23 protein-coding genes are annotated in these 23,328 nt (G+C 64.5%); 18 read left to right on the top strand and 5 right to left on the bottom strand.

Annotated elements, in window-relative coordinates:
* Window positions 1–16: 16 nt before the first annotated feature.
* From JJE66_RS02490 to JJE66_RS02470, 5 genes are all read left to right on the top strand, one after another.
* Entirely contained in the window at window positions 17–733 is a 717-nt protein-coding gene (locus JJE66_RS02490; protein WP_200512548.1) for an HAD family hydrolase, read from the top strand.
* 3 nt (window positions 734–736) lie between these two features.
* Entirely contained in the window at window positions 737–2,056 is a 1,320-nt protein-coding gene (locus JJE66_RS02485) for an FAD-binding oxidoreductase (protein ID WP_200512547.1), read from the top strand.
* Between the two features lie 28 nt (window positions 2,057–2,084).
* Complete coding sequence (locus JJE66_RS02480; protein ID WP_200512546.1) at window positions 2,085–3,134, top strand: ABC transporter substrate-binding protein; 1,050 nt, start codon at window positions 2,085–2,087, stop codon at window positions 3,132–3,134.
* A 69-nt stretch (window positions 3,135–3,203) separates the two neighbouring features.
* Window positions 3,204–4,016 carry an ABC transporter permease gene (locus JJE66_RS02475; RefSeq protein WP_200515246.1) on the top strand — a complete coding sequence of 271 codons (813 nt, stop codon included), beginning with the start codon at window positions 3,204–3,206 and terminating at the stop codon, window positions 4,014–4,016.
* On the top strand, window positions 4,013–4,810 hold the full coding sequence (locus JJE66_RS02470; RefSeq protein WP_200512545.1) for an ABC transporter permease: 798 nt from the start codon (window positions 4,013–4,015) through the stop codon (window positions 4,808–4,810). Before JJE66_RS02475 ends, JJE66_RS02470 begins: the two co-directional genes overlap by 4 nt.
* Here the strand turns inward: JJE66_RS02470 and JJE66_RS02465 are convergent.
* Window positions 4,807–5,457, bottom strand: coding sequence for a TetR/AcrR family transcriptional regulator (locus JJE66_RS02465; RefSeq protein WP_200512544.1), 651 nt, complete (start codon window positions 5,455–5,457; stop codon window positions 4,807–4,809). The genes JJE66_RS02470 and JJE66_RS02465 overlap by 4 nt on opposite strands.
* 212 nt (window positions 5,458–5,669) lie before the next feature.
* Between JJE66_RS02465 and JJE66_RS02460 the strand changes: the two genes are divergently transcribed.
* The 5 genes from JJE66_RS02460 (at window position 5,670) to JJE66_RS02445 (ending at window position 9,731) form a co-directional block, all read left to right on the top strand.
* Window positions 5,670–7,010 (top strand): MFS transporter, encoded by a 1,341-nt coding sequence (locus JJE66_RS02460; protein ID WP_200512543.1) that lies wholly within the window; start codon window positions 5,670–5,672, stop codon window positions 7,008–7,010.
* Window positions 7,011–7,033: 23 nt separating this feature from the next.
* Entirely contained in the window at window positions 7,034–8,548 is a 1,515-nt protein-coding gene (locus tag JJE66_RS02455) for a carboxylesterase/lipase family protein (RefSeq protein WP_200512542.1), read from the top strand.
* A 45-nt stretch (window positions 8,549–8,593) separates the two neighbouring features.
* On the top strand, window positions 8,594–8,719 hold the full coding sequence (locus tag JJE66_RS38390) for a hypothetical protein (RefSeq protein ID WP_283818431.1): 126 nt from the start codon (window positions 8,594–8,596) through the stop codon (window positions 8,717–8,719).
* A 232-nt stretch (window positions 8,720–8,951) separates the two neighbouring features.
* Complete coding sequence (locus JJE66_RS02450; protein WP_200512541.1) at window positions 8,952–9,470, top strand: outer membrane protein; 519 nt, start codon at window positions 8,952–8,954, stop codon at window positions 9,468–9,470.
* A gap of 102 nt (window positions 9,471–9,572) precedes the next feature.
* Window positions 9,573–9,731 carry a hypothetical protein gene (locus tag JJE66_RS02445; protein ID WP_200512540.1) on the top strand — a complete coding sequence of 53 codons (159 nt, stop codon included), beginning with the start codon at window positions 9,573–9,575 and terminating at the stop codon, window positions 9,729–9,731.
* Window positions 9,732–9,746: 15 nt separating this feature from the next.
* On the opposite strand, the gene JJE66_RS02440 is transcribed toward JJE66_RS02445, so the two are convergent.
* Window positions 9,747–11,063, bottom strand: coding sequence for an MFS transporter (locus JJE66_RS02440; RefSeq protein ID WP_200512539.1), 1,317 nt, complete (start codon window positions 11,061–11,063; stop codon window positions 9,747–9,749).
* Between the two features lie 299 nt (window positions 11,064–11,362).
* On the opposite strand from JJE66_RS02440, the gene JJE66_RS02435 reads away from it, so the two are divergent.
* The 7 genes from JJE66_RS02435 to JJE66_RS02405 all read left to right on the top strand — a co-directional run bounded on the left by JJE66_RS02435 (window position 11,363) and on the right by JJE66_RS02405 (window position 17,901).
* Entirely contained in the window at window positions 11,363–13,024 is a 1,662-nt protein-coding gene (locus JJE66_RS02435) for a thiamine pyrophosphate-binding protein (protein WP_200512538.1), read from the top strand.
* A 3-nt stretch (window positions 13,025–13,027) separates the two neighbouring features.
* Window positions 13,028–14,293, top strand: coding sequence for an FAD-binding oxidoreductase (locus JJE66_RS02430; RefSeq protein ID WP_200512537.1), 1,266 nt, complete (start codon window positions 13,028–13,030; stop codon window positions 14,291–14,293).
* 9 nt (window positions 14,294–14,302) lie between these two features.
* Window positions 14,303–15,046, top strand: a complete 744-nt coding sequence (locus JJE66_RS02425; RefSeq protein ID WP_200512536.1) for an aspartate/glutamate racemase family protein — start codon at window positions 14,303–14,305, stop codon at window positions 15,044–15,046.
* Window positions 15,047–15,063: 17 nt separating this feature from the next.
* The gene (locus tag JJE66_RS02420) at window positions 15,064–15,768 is read left to right on the top strand and encodes a GntR family transcriptional regulator (protein WP_200512535.1); all 705 of its coding nucleotides are present in this window, start codon (window positions 15,064–15,066) and stop codon (window positions 15,766–15,768) included.
* A gap of 163 nt (window positions 15,769–15,931) precedes the next feature.
* A complete protein-coding gene (locus tag JJE66_RS02415; RefSeq protein WP_200512534.1) occupies window positions 15,932–16,474 on the top strand; it encodes a thiamine pyrophosphate-binding protein in 543 nt (180 codons plus the stop codon).
* Window positions 16,474–17,064, top strand: coding sequence for a thiamine pyrophosphate-dependent enzyme (locus tag JJE66_RS02410; RefSeq protein WP_200512533.1), 591 nt, complete (start codon window positions 16,474–16,476; stop codon window positions 17,062–17,064). Before JJE66_RS02415 ends, JJE66_RS02410 begins: the two co-directional genes overlap by 1 nt.
* Window positions 17,065–17,118: 54 nt before the next feature.
* On the top strand, window positions 17,119–17,901 hold the full coding sequence (locus JJE66_RS02405; RefSeq protein WP_200512532.1) for an SDR family NAD(P)-dependent oxidoreductase: 783 nt from the start codon (window positions 17,119–17,121) through the stop codon (window positions 17,899–17,901).
* Window positions 17,902–17,904: 3 nt separating this feature from the next.
* Here JJE66_RS02405 and JJE66_RS02400 read toward each other — a convergent pair whose 3' ends face one another.
* From JJE66_RS02400 to JJE66_RS02390, 3 genes are read right to left on the bottom strand one after another with little or no spacing between them, the layout of a single operon-like run.
* A complete protein-coding gene (locus JJE66_RS02400) occupies window positions 17,905–18,699 on the bottom strand; it encodes an IclR family transcriptional regulator (RefSeq protein WP_200512531.1) in 795 nt (264 codons plus the stop codon).
* Window positions 18,700–18,717: 18 nt separating this feature from the next.
* Window positions 18,718–20,451, bottom strand: a complete 1,734-nt coding sequence (locus JJE66_RS02395) for an FAD-dependent oxidoreductase (protein ID WP_200512530.1) — start codon at window positions 20,449–20,451, stop codon at window positions 18,718–18,720.
* Window positions 20,452–20,458: 7 nt separating this feature from the next.
* Window positions 20,459–21,673 (bottom strand): ABC transporter substrate-binding protein, encoded by a 1,215-nt coding sequence (locus JJE66_RS02390; RefSeq protein WP_200512529.1) that lies wholly within the window; start codon window positions 21,671–21,673, stop codon window positions 20,459–20,461.
* 215 nt (window positions 21,674–21,888) lie between these two features.
* Here JJE66_RS02390 and JJE66_RS02385 point away from each other — a divergent pair, with 215 nt between their 5' ends.
* A complete protein-coding gene (locus tag JJE66_RS02385; protein ID WP_200512528.1) occupies window positions 21,889–23,190 on the top strand; it encodes an MFS transporter in 1,302 nt (433 codons plus the stop codon).
* The last annotated feature ends 138 nt before the right edge of the window (window positions 23,191–23,328 follow it).

The raw sequence follows: 23,328 nt of genomic DNA, 5'->3' as shown, positions 1-23,328 counted from the left end.
GAGAGAAGAAACCGATATGTCGACCCAAGCCGCGTTCAGCAATTTCAAGATCCTCACCTTCGACGTCGTCGGCACCCTGATCGATTTCGAAACCGGTGTGCTCTCCGCCGTGCGCAGGATCTCCGGCAAGACGCCGGCCGAGCTCAGCGACGACAAGATATTCGAATCCTACAAGCGCGGCCGCGACAAGCACCATGAGCGCTCGAGCGAGGTGATGTTCCACGTCTATCGCCATCTCGCCACCGAGCTCGGGCTGCCTGCCGACGATGCGTCCTGCGACGTATTCCAGCTTGCCGTGCTGCGTTGGGGTCCGTTCCCGGACTCGGTCGAAGCGCTCAAGCGCCTGCGCACGAAGTTTCGCCTGGTGGCGATGACCAATGCCGACCGTGTCGCACTGTCCTGCTACGCCCATGCGCTCGGCAATCCCTTCGACGACACCGTCTGTGCCGACGAGACCGGCGTCGCGAAACCCGATCCAGAATTCTTCGCCTACAACAAGGGCCGCCAGTCCGCCTTCGGCTACAAGCAGTCCGACATCCTCCACGTCGCGCAGAGCCAGTACCACGACATCGGGATCGCGCGGAAACTCGGCTACAAGGTGTGCTGGATCGAGCGCCGTCAGGGCATCGCCGGTTTCGGCGGCACGCCGGCGGTGGAGACGCTGACCAAGCCGGACTTCCATTTCCCGACCTTGAAGGCGCTCGCCGACGCCGCCATCGGGCCGGTGGCGTAAGGCATGGGCGCCGACATGACACGAGACTGGAGCGCGCGGCCATCGGCAAACTCGCTGTGGGAAGCCACGCCGGAGCCGGCGCGCGATTTTCCCGTGCTGTCGGGCGACCAACAGGCCGATGTGGTGATCATCGGCGCCGGCTATACTGGTCTCTCCGCCGCGCATCACATCGCAAAAAGCGGGCTGGCGCCCATCGTGCTCGAGGCCAACCGGCCCGGCTGGGGTGCGAGCGGCCGCAATGGCGGGGTGATCACCGCAAAGTTTCGGCTCTCGTTCCGCGAGATCGACGCCACCCATGGCCGCGCCATGGCAAAGCGCATGTACGAGATCGCGCATGAATCGACCGACATCGTCGAAGAGCTGGTCTCCGAATTCGGCATCACCAGCGCAAACCTGACGCGCACCGGCCAAGTCAAGGCGGCGCATAACGAGACGACGCTGAAGGCCGCGGTCGACGAAGCCAACTGGATGACGCGCGAGATGGGCTCGGCCGAGGTCCGTATCCTCGACAAGAGCGGCGTGCGCGAGGAGACCGGCTCCGACAGCTTCGTCGGCGGCGTGCTCAATCCCGGCTCCGGCGGCATCCATCCGCTGAACTATCTGCGCGGCCTCGCCGATGGCGTGGCGCGCCGCGGCGTTCCCGTTTTCCAGGAGTCGCCGGTCGTAAAACTCCGGCGTGAAAGCGGCGGCATCGTCGCCGAGACGCCGCAAGGCGTGGTGCGGGCGAAGCGGGCGATCATCGCCACCAACAGCTACTCTGATCTTACCGGTGCGACCGCGCATCTGCAGCGCACGCTGATTCCATTCCGCAGCGCCATGGTCGCGACCGAGCAGTTGCCGCGCAATCTCGCGGGAAAATTGATGCCGACGGGGCGCACCTACACCGAGACCAAGCGCATGATGCGCTGGTTCCGCATGGTCGACAATCGCGTCATCTTCGGCGGCCGCGGCGCCTTCGGCAAGCAGGATTCGCAAGCCGCCTTCGATGCCTTGCGCAAGGCGATGGTCGGCATCTTCCCCGATCTGGCCGATGTCCCGCTCGCCTACAGATGGTCGGGCTTGGTCGGCATGACGCTGGACTCAGTGCCGCATATCGGCCGGCTCGGCGAGCGCACGCTGGTTTCGATGGGCTACAACGGCGCCGGCGTTGCCATGTCGAGCCTGATGGGCCGCTATCTCGCCGCCTTCGTGCGCGGCGAGACGCCCGAGGTCGGCCTGCTCGATATCAGGCGCATGAAGGCGATCCCGTTCTATCCGCTGCGCGAGCCCGCCGTGCGCCTGGTCGCCGGCTGGTACCAGTTTCTCGATGCAATCGGTCAGTGAGATCTTTTTGGTGATGGAGGAGGCGAGGATGAATACGACACGGAATTTTGGATTTGGCTACGCGCTGGTGGGCGCGATGGTACTCAGCGGCACTGCGGCCAACGCCGCCGGGCAGATCACCTTCGTTTCGCAAGGCGGCGCCTATCAGCAGGCGCAGACGGTGGCGATCCTCGATCCCTCCGCCAAGAAGCTCGGCATCACCATCAATCAGGACTCCATTCCCGATGCCTGGCCTGCGATCAAGACCCAAGTCGGCAGCGGCAAGCCGATCTGGGATGTCGTGGACACCCCGACCGGCTATTGCCTGCGTGGCGGCGAGCAGGGGCTGATCGAGAAGCTCGACTTCTCGAAAATGCCGAACGCGGCGGCGATGCCGGAGGCGTATCGCAGCCCCTATTCGGTGTCCTACGAATTCTATTCCAGCGTGCTGGCCTACAGCCAGAAGACGTTTCCGAAGGACGCGCCGAACAGCTGGGTCGATTTCTGGGACGTCAAGAAATTCCCGGGCCGGCGCGCGCTGCGCAACCATCCGATCGCCACGTTGGAGGCCGCGTTGATGGCCGACGGCGTCGCGCCTGACAAGCTCTATCCGCTCGACGTCGACCGCGCCTTCAAGAAGCTGGAAGAAATCAAGCCGAACATCACGGTGTGGTGGACATCGGGCGCGCAATCGGCGCAGCTCCTCAACGACGGCGAGGTCGATATGGAGATGGCCTGGAACGGCCGCGTCAGCGCGGTTGCCAAGGAAGGCGCCAAGGTCGCCTTCACCTACAACCAGGGCATCTTGCAGAGCACCTCGCTCTGCATCCTCAAGGGCGCGCCGAACCTCGACACCGCGGTGAAATTCCTCAACGAAGCCGTCGATCCCGTGCACCAGGCCAATCTGCCGCTCCACATCGACTACGGCCCGGGCAATCCGAAGGCGTTCGAGACCAATGTGATCAAGCCCGAGCGCGCCGCGCAATTGCCGAGCGAGCCGGCGAATGCGGCCAAGCAGGCGCTGATGTCCTACGCCTGGTGGTCATCGCCGGCCGGCGAAGCCGCCGAGAAGCGCTGGGCGTCGTTCATGCAGAAGTAAGACGAGGCAGCATTGACGACATCCGTGCCAGATTCCTCCCAAAAGCATCAGCGCCGCGAGCACGGCCTGATGCTGGCATTGGTGTCGCCGGCGCTGCTGGTGATCCTGCTCCTGATCGTGCTGCCGGTCGGCTGGCTGGCCTGGCAGTCGATCTACCATGACGGTTTTACGCTGGAGAACTACCGCCGCGTCTTCACCGAGGACATCTACTGGCGCAGCTTCGCGCTGACCTTCGAGATCAGCCTCGCGGTCACAATGATCGCGCTGCTGCTCGGCTATCCCGTGGCCTATCTCGCGAATTCCGTGCCTAAGGGATGGAGCATCCTGATCCTGTCGCTGGTCGTGCTGCCGTTCTGGACCAGCGTGCTGGTGCGCGCCTATGCCTGGCTGGCGCTGCTCCAGCGCACCGGCGTAATCAACCAGTTTTTGCGTTATCTCGATGTGATCTCCGAGCCACTCGCGCTGGTCCACAACACCTTCGGCACCGTGGTTGCGACCGTGCACATCCTGCTGCCGTTCATGGTGTTGCCGCTCTACGCCACGATGCAGAAGATCCCCGGCGACCTGATGCAGGCCGGCGCCAGCCTCGGTGCGAGCCCGTCGCTGACGTTCTGCCGCGTGTTCCTGCCGCTGTCGCTGCCGGGCGTGCTCGCCGGCTGCACCATGGTGTTCGTGCTCTGCCTCGGCTTCTATATCACGCCAGAGCTACTGGGCGGCGGCCGCACCGTGATGGTGTCAATGCTGGTGAGCCGCAACGTCGAGCTCTACAACCAGTTCGGCGCCGCGAGCGCGGTCGCTGTCGTGCTTCTCCTGAGCGTGTTCCTGATCTTCTTCGCCGTCAGCCGCTTCATTTCGCTGGATCGCGTGTTGGGGCAGAAATGACGCGCATTTCGCCCGCCCGCATTGCCCTCTACGTGATCAGCGCGCTGGTGCTGGTCTATCTGATCCTTCCGGTTCTGATCATCGCACCGATCTCGTTCTCCAGCGCGCGCTTCCTGACCTTCCCGCCGCCGTCGTTCTCGCTGCGCTGGTATCAGCAATATTTCGCCAACCCCGCCTGGATGCAGGCGACGCGGGTGACGCTGACGGTCGCGCTGCTGACTGTGGTGATCGCGACGCCGCTCGGCGTTGCCGCCGCCTATGCCATCAGCCAGTCGAAGCTGCGCATCATGCGCGTCATCCATATGGCGCTGCTGCTGCCGTTGGTTGTGCCGATCATCATCACCGCGGTCGGCATCTTCTTCGTCTATGCCAAAGTCGGCCTGGTTGCGACCTTGCCGGGCCTCGTGCTGGCGAATGTGATGCTGGGACTACCCTACGTCGTCATCTCCGTGCTCGCCGGCATGCAAAGCTTCGACCCGGCGCAGGAGATGGTGGCGCGCAGCCTCGGCATGAACCGCCCGCGCAGCTTCTTCGCGGTGACGCTGCCGCAGATCAAGTCGAGCGTGATCGCCGGCGGCATCTTCGCCTTCATCTCGGCGATGGACGAGACCATCGTCGCGCTGTTCATCTCCGGCGGCCAGTATCAGCCGCTGACCAAGCGCATGTTCACCGCACTTCGTGATGAGATAGACCCGACCATCGCCGCGATTTCAACGTTGATGACCGCGGCGTCATTCATGCTGGTGCTGCTGGCGAGCACGCGGCAGAGGAGAACGGGTGAGGGCGGTCGCTAAACCTTCTCCCCCAACCACGCCAAAATCATCTCCACGATCTGGCTCCTGCTCCTCGCCAGCACCTTGGGCTCGCTGAGGTCGCGATCGAACAGCGCCCCAAACGTATGACGGTTGGCGACGCGGAAGAAGCAGTAGGAGGAGATGGCCAGATGCAAATCGATGGCGTCGACGTCGTCGCGGAACGTCCCTTCCGCGCGGCCGCGCTTCAAAATCCCGTCGAGCGTTGCGATCACGCTGGCGTTGAGCTGGCGGAGGTGCAAATTCTGCTTGAGGTGCTTGCCGTGATGGATGTTCTCGATCGAGACGAGGCGGATGAAGTTCGGGTTGCGCTCGTCATGGTCGAAGGTCGCCTCGATCAGGCGCCGCAAGCCCTCGCGCGCATCGCAGCTGGCGATGTCGAGCTGGTCCTCCAGCGCCCGGATGCTGCGATAGGCCTCCTCCAGCACCGCGAGGTAGAGCTGCTCCTTGCCGCCGAAATAATAATAGATCATCCGCTTCGAGGTGCGCGTTCGCGCCGCGATGGCGTCGACCCGCGCGCCGGAATAGCCTTCCGAGGCGAATTCGGCCATCGCCATTTCGAGGATGTCGCGCTTGGTGCGCTCGGGGTCGTTGGTGCGCTTCGATGGGGGCGGCATGCGCTTGAGCATCACAATTTCTCCCGTCGGTTCTATGGATCACCTTGAAGGTGAAGGCAAATTTCGCCCAATCCGACAACCCTTGGCGCCGACTTGCATAAACGTACTAGTTCGTACATTATGGATCCAAACCAAGGTTGCGGCAACCAAAAGCAAAAAGCACGTGCAAGGCCGGACGGGCCGAAAGCGAGCTGCAACCGCCATCGCATACGGGGAGGAATTTCATGAGCTTGACCTCAATCGCATCGCTGCACGCGCCGTCCGTAATGGACGCACCGCCAAGCAAGCTGCCGAAGCGCGCCGCGCTCGTCAGCTTCGTGGGCAGCATGCTCGAATACTACGACTTCTTCATCTACGGCACCGCGGCCGCGCTGATCTTTCCAAAAGTGTTCTTCGTCAATGTCGATCCGTCGACAGCGTCGTTGCTGGCGCTGCTCACGTTCGGCATCGGCTATATCGCGCGTCCCGTTGGTGCCGTCATCCTCGGCCATTTCGGCGACCGCATCGGCCGCAAGACCGTGCTGCTGTTCACGCTGGTGGTGATGGGCGCCTCGACGCTTGCGATCGGCCTGCTGCCGGATGCCAAGACCATCGGCAGCGCCGCGCCCATCATCCTGACGCTGTTGCGTCTGTTGCAGGGCCTGTCGGCGGCCGGCGAGCAGAGCGGGGCGAACTCGCTGACGCTGGAGCATTCCGCCAATTCTAATCGCGCCTTCTTCACGAGCTGGACCTTGAGCGGCACGCAAGCCGGCGCGATCCTGGCGACGCTGGTGTTCATTCCCGTCGCCAGCATGCCGGAAGACCAATTGCTGAGCTGGGGCTGGCGCATTCCGTTCCTGCTCTCGTCCCTCGTGCTGCTGGTTGCCTATCTGGTGCGGCGGACTATGCCGGAAACGCCCGTGTTTGAAGACATCAAGGGCAAGGCGCAAGTCGCGCGCTTCCCTGTCGTCGCGCTGCTGCGCGACTACTGGCCGGACGTGCTGCGCGTGATCGTCTGCGCGCTGATCGCGACCGTCAGCACCATGACCGCTGTATTCGCGCTCGGCTACGCCACCAGCAAATTCGGCGTGCCGCGCTCGACCATGCTGTGGGCTGGCGTGCTCGGCAACGTGGTGGCGTTGTTCGTGCAGCCGCTCTGGGCCTTGCTCGCCGACAAGATCGGCCGCAAGCCGGTGTTTATCGGCGGCGTGCTCGGCTGCGCGGTGCTGCTGTTCCCGTACTTCATGCTGATCACGTCGGGCAGCACGATCGCGATCTTCGCCGCCGCGGTGATCCTGTCCGGCGTCGTCTACGCCGCGCCGAACGCGATCTGGCCCTCGTTTTATGCCGAGATGTTCGAGGCGCGCGTGCGTTATTCCGGCACCGCCATCGGCACCCAGCTCGGCTTTCTCGCCGCCGGCTTCACGCCGCTGGTGAGCGCGAGCCTGGTCGGCGAGGGACCGAACGGCTGGATCCCGGTTGCGATCTTCGTCGCCGGTTGCTGCGTCGCCTCGGCATTGGCCGCATCGACCGCGCGCGAAACCCACAGGGCCGACATCGCCGATCTCGGCAAGCGGCGCGCGTAAGTGAAAGACAGGATGGCGATCGCATGCTGACGAAAGCAATTCCGACCACGCACGGCCCCGTCATCGGGGCCGAGCAGGGAGCCGTCCGCGCCTTCAAGGGCGTGCCGTTCGCGAGCGCGCGGCGCTTCGCCAAAGCGACGCCGCCGCCCGCTTGGACGGAGCCGCGCCGCTGCACGGACTACGGCGCTTATGCGCCGCAGCCCGGGCATGCGCCGCAGCCCGGGCATCTCGATCAGGCCGAGGAGTCCTGTCTCAGTCTGAACATCTGGTCGCCGGCCGGGGCTGATCGCACGCTGCCGGTGCTGTTCTTCGTCCATGGCGGCGCCTTCGTCACCGGCGGCGGCGCCGACTATGACGGTGCTTTCCTCGCCGCGCACGGCCCGGCCGTCGTCGTCACCATTAACTATCGGCTCGGCCCGCTCGGCTTCCTGCAACTGCATCGGCACGGATTGCGCGAGGCCAACAATCTTGCCATCTCGGATGCGGTGACGGCGCTCGATTGGGTCCATGGCAATATCGCCAATTTCGGCGGCGATCCTGACCAGGTGACGCTCTCCGGTCAGTCGGCCGGCGCGTCGATGGTGATTGCGCTCGCAACCCTGCCGCAGGCAAAGGGCAAGTTCGCCCGCGCGCTGGCGCTGAGTGCGCCGGGGCGCAACATCATGAGCGCGGACCATGCCGACAATGTCGCACGCCGTCTGATCGAAGAGCTCGAGCTTGGACGCGATCCGAGCGCGATGGCCTCGGTCCCGCTGCCAACGCTCTTTGCGGCCGTCGAGCGTGTCGGCCGCAGGATCGCGGACGAGACCTCGTCAGGCACCGTATTCGGCCCGGTGCTCGACGGCACCGTGATCGCGCGCGAGCCGCGCAAGGCCTTTGCCGACGGCACCTTGCGCGACATTCCGCTCTGGCTCGGCTCCTGTCGCGACGAGATGGTGATGTTCCTGAAGAGCACGCCGCCGGCCGCGATGATCCGCACGACCGAGCGCAATGTGCGTACCGCTGTCGGCGACACCGGCTGGGAGCGCTTGCTCTCGTGTTATCGTGCGACCGCACGCGTCGACGAAGATCCCTACGAAGCGCTGTTGTCGGATGCGTTCTGGCATCGCCCGATGGCCGATCTCGCGCGGCTTCAGTCAGCCGCAGGCGGCGCGGTGTGGTTGAGCCGGTTCGACCATTGCCCGGCGCTGGAACCCTTTCTGTCGCAAGGACCTACCCATGGCGCCGACAATGCCTGCCTCTGGGCGCATCTGCCAAACTTCATCGATCGCCCGATCCTGAAGCGCAAGGGCGGCCCAATGACACCGGCCGATATCGACGTCGCGGCGCAGTTTCAGACGAACCTGTTGCGGTTCGTCACGACCGGCATGCCTGACGTGGCAGAAGCTTGGCCGCGGTTCGAGCCGGCTAAAGAGTCTCTCGCAATCTTCGGTCAGCCGTTTCATATTGTGCCGCTCAACGAAGGTGCGCGCGTCCGCCTGTGGGCGGAGCTGAGCACGAGTCCCAACGACAAGAACAAAATGAGAGAAGCCGGATGAGCAGCTCGAACAGGGGCACCGCGCGTTCAGTGACGGTCCGAACGCATGCTGGATAGGCTCTTCGCCTTCGAGCGAACCGGCAATCCCGCCATACCAACGACGCCGCGGCCGCAATGGAAGCAGGACGCGCAAAATATCGAGTTCGGCGACGAATCGGGCATGCGCGAATAGAACTGGTCGCGGCTCGATTTCCACTGCTTGCGAATGTCACGCCCTCGACGCCCTCGGTCTAACAGCCAAGCCGCGCGATCGCGACAAGCGGCAATTTTGCAACACGGCGCAGAAAATCTACCGGCGCTAGCAGACTCCCGTTCGATCTAAACCGTACGGTTGATGCGTCGAAGGTCCCGGAAGCTACGTTCCCGCTGCTCGAACGAGCTGAAAGAGGATTGGGAGCTTGGGAATGCGGGAGAAAATTGCGAGCTTGGCGGCTGTGGTGTTCAGTCTTGGTGTTGCATCGAGCGCTTCGGCCGCCGACTTGACGACAACGGCGCCCTACACCGCAGCGGACACCGTGTTCTCCTGGTCGGGTGCCTATGTCGGGCTGCATGCCGGATACAGCTGGGGGGCGAACCGCTGGACATCGGGCGGCGTGCTCGAAGATCCAACCATTGTCGTGAGCCCGGTCAGCCCCGCCACCAACAGCGCGCTAGGGGGCGTCCAGGCGGGCGCCAACTACCAGACCGGCAACTGGGTTCTCGGCTTCGAGTGGGATTTTGCAGTGCTCGGTCACAAGAGCAGCGCCGCGGGAACGCTGAGCCAGCTTGGCTTCGTGTTCCCAACGACAGCGACATCCAAGCTCGATTGGCTCACCCAATTCACGGGCCGGGCGGGTTTTGCCTTCGACCGCACGCTCACGCTTCGCGAGACCATTGAACACAAGCTTCAGATCGTGAAGGTCGGAGCAAACTACAAGTTCTAGCCCTCGCGCGGGGCACCTGTAATCTGCTTCACAGGCAGACGCGCCGATTTGCGCTAGATGAAGTCAGGCCTCGCGTCCGCGCGGCCGGCTTCGGAGTTGGCGATGATTGCTGCACTGGCAAGAGCAATATCCCGCGCGACGGGAACCAATGTCGATGTCGAAACTCTGAAGATCCTGGTGATCTTCTCCGGCGCGGGCCTGCTGGTCTCGCTCGTGGCCGCGATGATCTACGGACAGGCTTTCAACGCCGCTCTGTTCTGAGCGCGTTGCAATCCGTCAGGCCACCGGATCCCTGGAACGGCTCCGATCAACGGGCGCCAGCGGTGGCGCGCGCTTCAGGGGAGCGTTCTCTTGTGGTGCTGTGTCACGGCCTGGGACCTGTTCGACCGGCGCGGAGCCGGTGTCGCGATAAGCGACGATCCAGATTAGAAAGCCCAGAAGCGCCAGCGCGGCGCCGACGGGACCGGTGGAGGTCCAGCCGAGTCCTTGGCGAATGGCGAGGCCGCCGAGGAATGGGCCGAGCGCATTGGCGGTGTTGAACGCTGAATGATTGAGCGCGGCAGCGAGCGCCTGTGCGTCTCCCGCGACGTCCATCAGCCGCGTTTGCAGCACGGCACCGAGTGCCACGCTGTCACCGATCGCGAAGATGTCCACCGCGAGGAGCCAGGGATTGCCGGCCGCAAGCGGAAACGCCAGAAGTGCCACACCTGCAAACAGCAGGATGCTGCCCGCCGTCGGCATCAGCGCGCGGTCGGCAAAGCGCGGCACGACGAGATTGCCGAGCGTGGCGCCGACGCCGAATATCGCCAGGAAGAACGGAATGACCTCGGTGCTGACCTTGGTGACCTCGATCAACGTCGTCGCCAGATAGGTGTAGACGGCGAACATACCGCCGAAGCCGATGGCGCCGATCGCAAGCGTGATCCAGACGCGGCCGCTTCGGAGTGCGCCGAGCTCGCGCAGCGGATCCGTTCGGCCCGCCTGGTCGCGCGGGGCGAACAGCGCGCACAGCAGCACCGTGAGCAGCGCCAGCAACGACACGAGGCCGAAGCTTGCGCGCCAGCCGACCGCCTGGCCGATCAGATTGGCGAGTGGCACACCGATGATGGTGGCGCCGGTCAGGCCGAGCATCACCTGGCCGATCGCCTGCGAGCGACGATGTTGCGGGACGAGCGAGGCGGCCACCAGCGCGGCGACGCCGAAATAGGCGCCGTGCGGCAGCCCTGAGAGAAAGCGGGCGGCGATCATCCAGCCAAAGCCAAGGGCAAGCGCGGTGAGGGCGTTGCCGAGTGCGAACACGGCCATCAGCACCAGCAGCTGCGTGCGCCTAGCGAACCGCGCGCCGAGCACGGCGATCAGCGGCGCGCCCAGCACCACGCCGAGGGCGTAGGCGCTGATCGCGTGTCCGGCGGTCGGCTCGTCGATATGAAGGTCGGCCGCGAAGAACGGCAGCAGGCTCATCGATGCGAATTCGGTCGTTCCGATCGCAAAGCCGCCCATCGCGAGCGAGAACAGGACGATGGCAAGATGAGGGGGCGCGGAAGCCGAGGTCGATTTCGTGCTTGGCGAGGTCGCGTGAGGCGAGGTCGTCATGAGTCCTGCATTGGTGGCGGCAACGGGAACCAGCCCCGCGAACGTCGCCACCCCTGCAGTATTTATCTCCACCTACTTAAACGCGTATCTGATCGCGTCAACAGCGGAGGGCCGGCTGCATATCAGCATCCCGGCTAACTCGGGGCGCGCGCGAGACCCGCGACCACCCTGGTCACCGTGCAGAACGGTGCCGGGCAGCTGTTTCGGCCTTGCACCTTATTTCCGCCTGTCCTACGCCACCTCGGAACAAATCTGCGCGAGGCCATGATGCGCATCGCCAAAGCCTGCAGGGAGCTGTCATGACCATTCGCAACACCCGCACCGGAGGCCAGATCCTGATCGATCAGCTCGTCGCCCAGGGCGTCGAGCGCGTCACCTGCGTGCCGGGCGAGAGCTATCTCGCCGCACTCGACGCGCTGCATGACAGCCCGATTGACGTCATGATCTGCCGCGCAGAGGGCGGCGCGGCCATGATGGCGGAGGCCTATGGCAAGCTCACGGGGCGGCCCGGAATCTGCTTCGTCACCCGCGGCCCCGGCGCGACCAATGCCAGCCATGGCGTCCACATCGCGATGCAGGATTCGACGCCGATGATCCTGTTCGTCGGCCAGGTCGACACCGGCATGCGCGAGCGCGAGGCGTTTCAGGAACTCGACTACAAGGCGGTGTTCGGCACCATGGCGAAATGGGCAATCGAGATCGATCGTCCCGACCGCATTCCGGAGCTGGTCGCGCGCGCCTTCCGCGTCGCGATGCAGGGCCGTCCCGGCCCCGTGGTGATCGCGCTGCCGGAGAACATGCTGACCGAGACCGCGGCCGTTGCCGATGCCATGCGCATCGAGCCGGCGGTGAGCTGGCCCGCGCCCGATGATGTCGAGCGCGTCGGCGCCATGTTGGCGAGCGCCAAGGCACCGCTCGTCATTCTCGGCGGCTCGCGCTGGACCGATGAAGCCACCAAGAGCATCGCGCGCTTTGCCGAACGGTTCGACCTGCCGGTCGCGACCTCGTTCCGCCGCGCGTCTCTGATCGACGCTGATCATTCGCACTATGCCGGCGATCTCGGCATCGGGCCGAGCCCGGGCCTGAAGGCGCGCATCGACAACGCCGATGTCATTCTGCTCATCGGCGGCCGCATGTCGGAGATGCCGTCCTCGTCCTACACGCTGCTCGACATTCCGACGCCCAAGCAGAAGCTGATCCATGTGCATCCGGGTTCGGAAGAGCTTGGCCGCATCTATCAGCCGGAGCTTGCGATCCAGGCGACCCCGGCCGCGTTCGCCGCCGCCGTCGAGACGCTGAAGCCTGCGGCCGCGCCGGTGTGGAAGGGCGAGGCGACGAAAGCGCATGCCGATTATCTCGCCTGGACCGGCAAGGCGCGCGAGCTGCCGGGCACGTTCCAGTACGGTCAGGTCATGACCTGGCTGCGCGACCGGCTGCCGAAGGATGCGATCGTCTGCAACGGCGCCGGCAATTATGCCGGCTGGATTCATCGCCATCACCGTTTTCACAGCTTCGCATCGCAGCTCGCGCCGACCTCGGGCTCGATGGGTTATGGCGTGCCGGCAGGCGTGCTGGCCAAACGGCAATTTCCGGATCGCACCGTCGTCGCTTTTGCCGGCGACGGCTGCTTCCTGATGAACGGCCAGGAGTTCGCGACCGCCGTGCAGTACGACGCGCCGCTGATCGTGATCGTCGTCGACAATTCGCAATACGGCACCATCCGCATGCATCAGGAGCGCGACTATCCCGGCCGCGTCGTCGGCACCCAGCTCAAGAACCCGGACTTTGCCATGTATGCCAAGGCATTCGGCGGCCATGGCGAGCGGGTCGAGCGCACCGAAGAGTTCGCGCCCGCCTTCGAGCGCGCGCTCGCTTCGGGCAAGCCGTCGATCCTCCATTGCATCATTGATCCGCGGGCACTGTCGGTCGGCAAGGACTTTGCGCCGGCGGTGAAGGCTTAGCCGATGCCGGAAGGCCGCCACGTCGCCATCATCGGAGCCGGCGCGATCGGCGTGATCAGCGCCATCGAGGCGCTGCGCGAGGGTCATCGCGTCACGCTGATCGATCCGGCCGAGCCCGGTGGCGAACAGGCGGCGAGCTACGGCAATGCCGGCTGGTTGTCGTCGCATTCGGTGATCCCGCCGGCGGAGCCGGGCATCTGGAAGAAGGTGCCTGGCTATCTCTTGGATCCGCTCGGGCCGCTCGCGATCCGCTGGTCTTATTTGCCGAAGGCGCTGCCCTGGCTGGTCAAGTATCTGCTGTCGGGCTGGACCGAGGCGCGCGTCGAGAAGACGGCCTTTGCGCTGCGCGATCTCCTCAAGGACGCGCCGCTGCTGCACCGGAAGCTGGCGGAAGAGGCCGGCGTGCCTGAACTCGTCGAGCGCAACGGCGTGATGCATGTCTTCCCGTCGCGCGGCAATTTCGACAATGATCTCGGCTGGCGCCTGCGCAAGAAGGTCGGCGTCGAATGGCTGGAGCTCAATGCCGACGAGATGCGCCAGCGCGAGCCGGACCTGCATCCGCGCTACACCTTTGGCGTGGTGGTGGAAGAGGCCGGCCGCTGCCGCGATCCCGGCGCTTACGTTGCGGCCCTCGCTCAGCATGCGATCGCCAGCGGTGCCAGGCTCGTCCATGCCCATGCGACAGGCCTCAAGCTTTCCGGCAACAACCTCGTGGCCGTTCTCACTGACCGCGGCGAGATTCCCTGCGATGCCGCAGTCGTCGCCGCCGGTGCGCATTCGAAGCGGCTGACCGCGTCGGTCGGCGATTCCTTGCCGCTTGAAACCGAGCGTGGCTATCACGTCATGATCGAGAACCCGGAGTCAGGCCCGCGCAGCTCGATGATGGCGTCGGACGCCAAGATGGTGGTGAACTGGACCGACAAAGGCCTGCGCGCCGCGGGCACGGTCGAGATCGCCGGCCTCGAAGCCGCGCCGAACTGGAAGCGCGCCGAGATCCTGCGCGCAAATCTCTTCAGCATGTTCCCGAGGCTGCCGAAGGACATTCCGACCTCGCGCATCAAGACCTGGTTCGGTCATCGACCGAGCATGCCGGACGGCCGGCCCTGCATTGGCTATGCACGCGCGTCGCGCGACATCGTCTATGCTTTCGGCCACGGCCATGTCGGCCTGGTCGGCTCGGCTCGCACCGGCCGCCTCGTCGCCCAGCTCCTGAGCGGCAAGCAGCCGGAAATTCCGCTCGAGCCGTTCGCACCCACTCGCTTCCTCTGAGATCGCACCATGACCCATCCAGCCAATTCGTCTTCCCGGATTGCCCGTGGCGGCAAAGCCATTTATGGCGCGCCGCTCGGGATATTGATGCTGGAAGCGCGCTTCCCCCGCATTCCCGGCGACATGGGCAACGGCACGACCTGGCCATTTCCCGTGCTCTATCGCGTGGTGAGCGGCGCCTCGCCGGAGAAGGTGGTGCTGAAGGGCGCCGCCGGCCTGCTGCCTGATTTCATCGACGCAGCGAAGGATCTGGTGCGGTTAGGGGCCGAAGCCATCACCACCAATTGCGGCTTCCTCTCGCTGTTCCAGAAGGAGATCGCGGCAGCGGTCGGCGTTCCCGTTGCGACCTCGTCACTGATGCAGGTGCCGTGGGTGCAGGCGACCTTGCCGCCGGGCAAGCGCGTCGGCCTCGTCACGGTCTCAGGTTCGACTTTGACGCCGGCCCATCTCGAAGGCGCCGGCGTGCCGCTCGATACGCCGCTGGTCGGCACCGAGCATGGCAAGGAGTTCTTCCGCGTCCTGATCAAGGCCGAGAAGGACGACATGGACATCGCGCAGGCCGAACGTGACGTAGTCGAGGCCGGCAAGCAGCTGGTCGCCAGGAACCCGGATGTCGGCGCGATCGTGCTGGAATGCACCAACATGCCGCCCTATGCAGCGGCGCTTCAGACCGAGGTCGGATTGCCCGTCTATGATATCTATTCCATGATTACGTGGTTTCATGCCGGACTGCGGCCGCGTCAGTTTGGCTAGAGCTCGAGAAGCTGCCCATGAACAAGCACCTGGACCCTCCCTCCGACAGCATCGTCGATCGCGTCTATGAACAGCTCAAGGCGATGGCCGTGAGCTATGAGATCAAGCCGGGCGAGCGACTCAACGAGGGCGAGCTGGCAAAGCGCCTCGGCGTCAGCCGCACGCCGCTGCGCGAGGCGCTCAATCGCCTCAATACCGAAGGCTTCCTGCGCTTCACGCCCGGCAAAGGCTTCTTCTGCCGCGAGCTCGACGCCCACGAGATCTTCGATCTCTACGAATTGCGCAAGTCGATCGAGGTTGCCTCGGTCCGCCTCGCCATCAAGCGCGCAAAGGATGAAGACATCGACGCGCTGCTGAAATTCCTCGAAGCCACCGGTCCCGATCCCGGCGAGCGCTCCTCGGTGGAGCTGGTCGAACTCGACGAGACCTTTCACGAGCGGCTGATGGGGATGTCTGATAATGCCGAGATGCTGCGCGTGCTGCGCAACGTCAACGCCCGCATCCGCTTCGTCCGCTGGATCGATATGGACAGCATTAACCGCTCCAACACCCAGGCCGAGCACCGCGCGGTGATCGAAGGGTTGAAAGCGCGTAACGAAGAGGCTTGCGTCTCGGTTCTGGAAAAGCACATCGACCGCCGCCTCGATCGCATCACGTCCGCGATCAAGGAAGGCTACGCGCAGATTTATATGCCGGCCACGGCGAGGTCCGCGGCGAACTGAGGTTCTCTTCACCTCGCCCTGCAAGCTGGGCGAGGGGGCAGAGGCACCGCCGCTGCGGTCAGCAGCAGCTATACAATCCCTCGATATCTGCTCATCCCAGACGGTCAGAGCTTTCGTATCGGAACATCGCTAGCGTGCCGCTCGAAATTCACGGAGACACGCGGTGCACAGCCCCAAACCCAATCCCGAAGCGCGCAGCAGCGACGACTGGCCGTCCGAGCTCTATCGCATCCTGAAAGCCGCCGACGTCCGGCAGATGTCCTACGTGCCGGATGCCGGCCACAGTGAGCTCATCCGCATGTTCTCCGCGGATCGCGACGTCACCACCAACGTGCTGACGACGGAAGAGGAGGGCATCGCGATTGCCGCGGGTGCCTGGCTCGGCGGTCAGCGCAGCGTGGTGCTGATGCAGTCGAGCGGGGTCGGCAATTGCATCAACATGCTGTCGCTGTCGGCGATCGGCCGCTTTCCCTTGCTGATGCTGGTGACGATGCGCGGCGAATGGGCCGAGTTCAATCCCTGGCAGGTGCCGATGAGTCGCGCCACGCAGCCCTCCCTGGAGGCGATCGGCATGAAGGTGATGCGCGCGGAGACGGCGGAGGATCTGGTCGAGACGGTCGAATCCGCCGCGGCGCTCGCCTACGACTCCGATCAGCAGATCGCGGTCCTGATCGGACAACGCCTGATCGGCAAGAAGAAGTGGTGATGCCAATGCAAGCTCAACTCGATCGCCGTGCGGCCGTCGCCACTCTCCTCAGGAGTCGCAAGGATACGCTGATCGTCTCCGGCCTCGGCTCGCCCACCTATGACCTTCATTCCGTCGGCGAGCACGACGGAAACTTCTATCTCTGGGGCGCGATGGGTGGCGCCGCGCTCATTGGTCTCGGCCTCGCTCAGGCCCAGCCAGGAAAGCGCGTTATCGCCCTGACCGGCGACGGTGAACAATTGATGGGAGTTGGCGGTCTTGCCACCATCGGCGTTGCGCGCCCGCGCAATCTCGACATCGTCGTGATCGACAATCAGCATTTTGGCGAAACCGGGATGCAGGCGAGCCACACCGGCCGCGGCGTCGATCTCACCGCCATCGCTGCGGCCTGTGGCTTCGCTGCGACCGGAACCGTCCGGACGCTCGAGGAGGTCGAACGTCTCGCGGCGCAAATCGCCCAGCCGGCCGATGGCCCGCGGCTCTTTGTCGTCAAGGTTTTGGCCGAAAATCCGCCGCGCTCGCTACCCTCGCGCGATGCCGTCTTTATCAAGAACCGGTTCCGTGCTCATCTCGGCTTCGCGGCGGCTTGAACCGGAGCCTTGTCCGGGGTAGCCGCTCTCAGCAGCTATCCTGGAGCGAGACCCATGAAACTATCCGGCAAGGTCGCCGCCATCACCGGTGCCGCACGCGGCATCGGCAAGGCCTGCGCGAAAAGATTCCTGGACGACGGCGTCAAGGTCGTCATCTCGGATGTCGATGCCGAAGGCTTGGCTGCAACGGCGGCCGAACTCGGGCATCCGGATGCCCTGCGCGCGATCGTCGGCAACGTTGCAAGGCGCGCGGACGTCGACGAGCTCGTTGCGACCGCAGCGAAAGAGTTCGGCCGTCTCGACATCATGGTCAACAATGCCGGCGTCGCCCGCAACCGGGACTTCCTCGAAATTTCCGAAGAGGAGTTCGACGAAATCATCGGCATCAACCTGAAAGGCGCGTTCTTCGGCGTGCAGGCGGCGGCGAAGCAGATGATCGCGCAGGGCAGCGGCGGCGGGGTCATCATCAACATGTCCTCGGTCAACGCGCTGCTGGCGATCCCGGCGCTTGCGACTTATGCGATGTCCAAGGGCGGCATGAAGCAGCTCACCTCGGTCGCCGCAGTCGCGTTCGCCCCGCACAACATCCGCGTCGTCGCGGTCGGGCCGGGCACGATTTTGACCGACATGGTGGCGTCCTCCATCTATACCTCCGAGGATGCCCGCAAGACCGTGATGTCACGCACGCCAGCCGGCCGTGGCGGCGAGCCAAGCGAGGTGGCGTCGGTCGTGGCGTTCCTTGCGAGCGATGATGCGTCCTACATCACCGGGCAGACGATCTATCCGGATGGTGGCCGGTTGATCCTGAACTACACAGTGCCGGTGAAGGACAGATAGCCTTCACTCCGCGGCGATCGTCATGCCGGACCCGAGCCGCTTCGAGATGCCGCCGGCGCAATCGCGCAAGGCATGAGCGATCGCGCTGTCCCAGCGGGCATCAAACGTGCCTTCCGGTCCCATCGCGGTGATCACCAGCGCGACATGGCCGGCATGATCGAACACCGGCGCGGAGAACGCATTCACGCCGGGCAGCGGATCGCCGAGGGCGCGGGCAAGCCCGTGCTTGCGGATTTCAGTGAGCATCTCGGCGATCTTGGCGCCTTTCACCGGCCGCTTCGGATTGTAGCCGATGCCCTGGCGATCGAGGCCGCTTTCGAGCGCGGCGTTGATCGTCTTCTCCGGCAGGAAGGCCGCGAAGGCGCGGCCAGTCGCGGTTTCCAGCAGTGCCATCACCGAGCCGGCGCGCATCACGATGTGCACGGGCTGACCGGGCTCCTCTAACTGCACCACGGTCGGGCCATGTGTGCCCCAGACCGCGAGCGACACCGCGTGCCCGATCTGGCTCGCGAGCGCGGCGATCTTCGGCTGCGCGATGCGGACGCCCGAGAGCCGGCGCAGGCTGATCAGGCCGAGCTCGAGCGCCAGCGCTCCGATCTCGTAGCGGCCGGTGGTTTCGTCCTGCTCGATCAGTCCGATGCGGGAGAAGCTGGCCAGATATGGATGCGCCTTAGCCGGCGTCATGCCCGCCTCGCGCGCGAGATCGCGCAGCATCATCGGCTCGCCGCTTTTGGCGAGCGCACGGAGCAATTCTCCGCCGACCTCGATCGACTGGATGCCGCGGCTTTCTCTCTTCATGCGCCTCCTGGCGTGTGGTTACGCCGCGTCGCGCTTGGCGGCGCTGTCGGCAAGGTGTCGCCCGGCAATGTAGCCGAAGGTCAGCGCCGGCCCAAGCGTGATGCCCGCACCGGGATAATTGCCGCCCATGATGCTCGCCATGTCGTTGCCGGCGGCATAGAGGCCGGGAATCACCCGGCCTTCGCCATCGAGCGCACGTGCGTTCTCGTCGGTGACGATGCCGGCATAGGTACCGAGATCGCCGATCACCATCTTGATGGCGTAGTACGGGCCGTTTTCGATCGGCGCGATGCAGGGATTGGGACCATGCATCGCGTCGCCCTGGTAACGGTTATAGGCTTTTGAACCTTTGCCGAAGGCGGCATCGTGTCCCTGCGGTGCGGTGGCGTTGAACTGCTTGACTGTCTCGGCGAACGCTTTGGCATCGATGCCGGCTTTTGCCGCAAGCGCCTCCAGCGTATCGCCGCGCAGGAGATAACCCGTGTTGAGATGATGGCCGAGCGGCATCGGGAACGGCGGGACGCAGCCGAGGCCGTATTTGCGCAAGGTCTGGTGATCGCAGACGAGATACGACGCGATCTCCTCGCCAGGTTTTGCCGCTTTGACCATCGCTTGGACGAAGTCGTGATAGGAATTGCCTTCATTGGTAAAGCGCTTGCCGTCACGCATCACGGCGATCACGCCGGGTTTGGCGCGGTCGATGAAATGCGGCATCACGCCCTTCGATCCGTCCTTGCGCGTGGTCAACGATACCGGGACCCAGGCCGCCGCATTCGGCAGGCGGTTCTCGACGTGTCCGCCGGCGCTCTCCGCAAGGCGCAGGCCGTCGCCGGTGTTGCCGGTCGGGCCAGGCGAATAATGCTCAGTGCCGGTCGGCGCGTGCGGGAACATCTTCTTGCGCCGCTCGACTTCGTGCGGAAACCCGCCGCACGCGAGCACGACGCCTTGTCTTGCGCGGACACGCACGTCGCGTCCCTCGCGCGACACGATCGCGCCGGTGACAGCGCCGTTCTCGACCGTCAGCTCGCGCATCGGCGAGGACAACCACATCGGAATCTTCAAATCCTGCGCGGATTTGGCGAGACGTCCGGCCAGTGCATTGCCGTTGGTTAAGGTCATGCCGCGGCCATAGCGCAGCACGTCCATCAAATGGCGCGACAGGCGTTTGGCCACATACATCGCCGAAGCCAGCGACTTCGTCACCCGCATGAAATGGATGATCTCCTTGCCGCTTCCCAGCATCATGCCGAACACGGTGAGCTCGGGCAGCGGCATGCCGAGCGTCTTGATCTGCTCGCGGAGCTCGCGGCCATCGAACGGGCGCGTCACCATCGAGCGGCCGCCCTGCGCGCCCCCGGGCGCCTCGGCGTGGTAGTCGGGAAATACCAGCGGCATGTCGAAGCGCAGTGCGGTCTTGGTGGTGAAGAAATCCACTGCCTCGGGGCCGGCGCTGAGGAACGCATCGACGCGCGCGGCGTCGAAATTGTTGCCGGCTTCGTGCCGTAAGTACGTGCGCGCCTGCTCCGGCGTCTCCTCAATGCCATAGGCCTTTGCGAGTGACGTGCCGGGGATCCAGAGCCAGCCACCGGAGCGTGCGGTGGTGCCGCCGAAGCGCGGCTCCTTCTCGACGATCAGCACGTCGAGGCCGCGATAGCGCGCGGTGATCGCGGCCGACATGCCGGAAGCACCCGATCCGGCCACGAGCACATCGCACTCGTATGTTTCGCTTGCGTTGTGCTCGTTGCCGGTCATGTCAACCTCACTTCTTCAGCAGCGGACATTTGGATTCGGAGAGCGGGCGATAGGCGTCCTCGCCCTTCACGGTCTTGATGATCTCCAGATAATCCCAGGGCTCCTTGGACTGCTCGGGCGACTTCACCCTAGCCAGATACATGTCGCGGACGACGCGGCCGTCCTCGCGCAACTTGCCGCCATGCACAAACGTATCCTCGATCGGCAGCTCGCGCATCTTGGCCATCACCTTGGCGGGGTCGTCGGTGCCGGCCGCCTTGATCGCCTTGAGATAATGCAGCACCGAGCCGTAGACGCCGGTCTGGATCATGGTCGGCATCACCTTGGTGCGCTCGTAGAATTTTTTGGACCAGGCGCGGGTCTGCTCGTCCATGTTCCAGTACGAAGCCGTGGTCATATAGGTGCCCTGCGCGGACTTCAGCCCAATCGCATGCACGTCGGTGTCGAACATCAAGAGGCCGACCAGCTTCTGGCCGCCCTGCACCAGTCCGAACTCGCCGGACTGCTTGATGGCGTTGTCGGTGTCCTGGCCGGCATTGGCGAAGGCGACCACGTCAGCCTTCGAGCTTTGCGCCTGCAGCGCGAAGGACGAGAAGTCCGCCGTATTGGTCGGATGCTTGACGCCGCCGAGCACCTTGCCGCCCATCTCGTTGATGAAGCGGGTTGCGTCCTTCTCGAGCTGCTGGCCGAAGGCGTAGTCCGCGGTGATGAAGTACCAGGATTTGCCGCCCTCCTTGATCACGGCGGAGGCCGTCACCTTGGACAGCGCATAGGTGTCGTAGGTGAAGTGCACGGTGTTCGGGCTGCACAGCTCGTCGGTCAGCGAGCTCGCGCCGGGGCCGGAGAGCAGCGCGATCTTGTTGCGCTCGCGCACCATGTTGTGGACGGCGATGGCGATGCCGGAATTGGGGATGTCGGCGACGGCGTCGACCTTGCCGTTGTCGAACCAGCCGCGCACGATGTTGACGCCGACGTCGGTTTTCATCTGGTGATCGGCGCTGATGATCTCGATCGGCTTGCCGAGCACGGTCGGTCCAAACTCTTCCACCGCCATCTTGGCAGCCTCGACAGAACCCGGCCCGCTGTTGTCGCGACCCCAGCTCGACAGATCCGTCAGCACGCCGATCCGCACCACGTCGTCGGACACTTGCGCGCGCGCAGCTGTGATGATGGCGGCAGACGTCATGGTTGCGAGCATGGCGCAGGCCAAAAACCCTCTCATCGTCGTTCCCTCTCTTTATGGGCCGCTTGGCGCGGACGGTTGTTCTGAAGATAAATTAGATATTAGCGAATGAATTTGTCAATGGAGAATAACGAGGCTGAGAAAATCGCGCGAAAATCTCGCATCGCGATCCTGCGCACAATGAATACCTCCGCAGGTTGCAGTCGACATGGCGATTGGCCATGATGCACGCGGAATCTTTTGGGGCGCATGCAATGACGGCAGCAATGGGGGTCTCCGACGCGACGGAGCGATCGACGACGGCGCATGTGGTGTGGGCGAGCGCGCTCGGCACCGCGATCGAGTGGTACGACTTCCTGATCTACGGCACGGCCGCAGCTCTGGTGCTCAACAAGCTGTTCTTCCCGAGCTTCGATCCCTTCGTCGGCACGCTCGCGGCCTTCTCGACCTATGCGGTCGGCTTCGTCGCGCGGCCGATCGGCGGCGCCATCATCGGGCATTATGGCGATCGGCTCGGGCGCAAGACAATGCTGGTCGCGACCATGATCGCGATGGGGCTCGGCACCTTCCTGATCGGATGCCTGCCGACATACAGCCAGATCGGCGTCTGGGCGCCGATTTTCCTCGTCATCCTGCGCTTCGTCCAGGGCATCGGTCTCGGTGGCGAATGGAGCGGCGCGGTGGTCATGGTGGCCGAGCACGCCGGCAACCGCCGCGGCTTCTATGGCAGCCTGGTGCAGATCGGTTTTCCGGTCGGCGTTGCCGCCTCCACCGGCATCTTCGGGCTGATGACGCAGCTGCCCGAAGCGGAGTTCCTGAGCTGGGGCTGGCGCGTGCCGTTTCTGATCAGCATCTTGCTGGTCGGGGTCGGCTTCATCGTGCGGCTGAGACTTGCAGAGACGCCGCATTTCAAGGAAGTGGTCGAGCGCAAGGAAGTTCTGGCGCAGCCGGTCTGGGAAGTGATCCGCCGCGACTGGCGCAGCTTCCTACTCGCGATCGGCATCACGGTGTCGGAAGTCGGACTGGCCTATCTCCTCACGGTCTTCATCGTGCTCTATGCCACGACGAAGCTCGGCCTGCCGCGTCGCGTGATCCTCAATGCGGTGGTCTATGCCGCGATCGTCGAGTTCGCGACGTTGCCGCTCGCGGGCTGGCTGTCGGACATCTTTGGCCGCAAGGCGCTCTATCTCGCCGGCGGCGTGTTCTCGGTGGCGCTGGCGTTTCCGCTGTTCTGGTTCCTCGATACCAAGGAGCCGGCGCTGATCACGCTCGCCCTCGTGGTCACGATGACGCTGACGCATGCGCTGCTGTTCGGACCCAAAGCCGCGTTCATGCCGGAGCTGTTCCGCACTCAGGTGCGCTACAGCGGTGCCTCGCTCGGCGCCAATGTCGCAGCCGCGCTGAGCGGCGGCTTCTCGCCGCTGATCGCGACCGCGCTGCTCGCCTCGGCCGGATCTTACTGGCCGGTGTCGCTCTACATCATCGCGCTGTCGATCATCACCATCATCGCGACGCTAATGACGCCGGAGACGGCGCGTGAGACGCTCAAATCCTGAAAACCGTCGCGCGGCAACTTTCTCGTTGCCCGTCGCGCCCAACGTTGTGGCAACCAGTATCGCAATCGTGATCGCGCCTGCCGTGCGAGCGGGCCGACGCAGTCTCGTGCCTTGCCTTGCATACACGTGTTGACGCCT

This window comes from Bradyrhizobium diazoefficiens, from assembly GCF_016612535.1.
In the GTDB taxonomy this organism is placed as follows: Bacteria; Pseudomonadota; Alphaproteobacteria; order Rhizobiales; family Xanthobacteraceae; genus Bradyrhizobium; species Bradyrhizobium diazoefficiens_C.
This window is presented reverse-complemented; position numbering and strand designations above follow the sequence as displayed.

Bases quoted from the DNA above. Each gene is read 5' to 3' on its own strand.
- JJE66_RS02490 (WP_200512548.1), top strand. From the start codon at position 17: ATGTCGACCCAAGCCGCGTTCAGCAATTTCAAGATCCTCACCTTCGAC.
- JJE66_RS02460 (WP_200512543.1), top strand. From the start codon at position 5,670: ATGAGCTTGACCTCAATCGCATCGCTGCACGCGCCGTCCGTAATGGAC.
- JJE66_RS02405 (WP_200512532.1), top strand. From the start codon at position 17,119: ATGAAACTATCCGGCAAGGTCGCCGCCATCACCGGTGCCGCACGCGGC.
- JJE66_RS02440 (WP_200512539.1), bottom strand. From the start codon at position 11,063: ATGACGACCTCGCCTCACGCGACCTCGCCAAGCACGAAATCGACCTCG.
- JJE66_RS02435 (WP_200512538.1), top strand. From the start codon at position 11,363: ATGACCATTCGCAACACCCGCACCGGAGGCCAGATCCTGATCGATCAG.
- JJE66_RS38390 (WP_283818431.1), top strand. From the start codon at position 8,594: ATGCTGGATAGGCTCTTCGCCTTCGAGCGAACCGGCAATCCCGCCATA.
- JJE66_RS02475 (WP_200515246.1), top strand. From the start codon at position 3,204: ATGCTGGCATTGGTGTCGCCGGCGCTGCTGGTGATCCTGCTCCTGATC.
- JJE66_RS02480 (WP_200512546.1), top strand. From the start codon at position 2,085: ATGAATACGACACGGAATTTTGGATTTGGCTACGCGCTGGTGGGCGCG.
- JJE66_RS02395 (WP_200512530.1), bottom strand. From the start codon at position 20,451: ATGACCGGCAACGAGCACAACGCAAGCGAAACATACGAGTGCGATGTG.
- JJE66_RS02430 (WP_200512537.1), top strand. From the start codon at position 13,028: ATGCCGGAAGGCCGCCACGTCGCCATCATCGGAGCCGGCGCGATCGGC.
- JJE66_RS02455 (WP_200512542.1), top strand. From the start codon at position 7,034: ATGCTGACGAAAGCAATTCCGACCACGCACGGCCCCGTCATCGGGGCC.
- JJE66_RS02465 (WP_200512544.1), bottom strand. From the start codon at position 5,457: ATGCTCAAGCGCATGCCGCCCCCATCGAAGCGCACCAACGACCCCGAG.
- JJE66_RS02385 (WP_200512528.1), top strand. From the start codon at position 21,889: ATGACGGCAGCAATGGGGGTCTCCGACGCGACGGAGCGATCGACGACG.
- JJE66_RS02390 (WP_200512529.1), bottom strand. From the start codon at position 21,673: ATGAGAGGGTTTTTGGCCTGCGCCATGCTCGCAACCATGACGTCTGCC.
- JJE66_RS02400 (WP_200512531.1), bottom strand. From the start codon at position 18,699: ATGAAGAGAGAAAGCCGCGGCATCCAGTCGATCGAGGTCGGCGGAGAA.
- JJE66_RS02485 (WP_200512547.1), top strand. From the start codon at position 737: ATGGGCGCCGACATGACACGAGACTGGAGCGCGCGGCCATCGGCAAAC.
- JJE66_RS02425 (WP_200512536.1), top strand. From the start codon at position 14,303: ATGACCCATCCAGCCAATTCGTCTTCCCGGATTGCCCGTGGCGGCAAA.
- JJE66_RS02450 (WP_200512541.1), top strand. From the start codon at position 8,952: ATGCGGGAGAAAATTGCGAGCTTGGCGGCTGTGGTGTTCAGTCTTGGT.
- JJE66_RS02470 (WP_200512545.1), top strand. From the start codon at position 4,013: ATGACGCGCATTTCGCCCGCCCGCATTGCCCTCTACGTGATCAGCGCG.
- JJE66_RS02445 (WP_200512540.1), top strand. From the start codon at position 9,573: ATGATTGCTGCACTGGCAAGAGCAATATCCCGCGCGACGGGAACCAAT.
- JJE66_RS02410 (WP_200512533.1), top strand. From the start codon at position 16,474: ATGCCAATGCAAGCTCAACTCGATCGCCGTGCGGCCGTCGCCACTCTC.
- JJE66_RS02420 (WP_200512535.1), top strand. From the start codon at position 15,064: ATGAACAAGCACCTGGACCCTCCCTCCGACAGCATCGTCGATCGCGTC.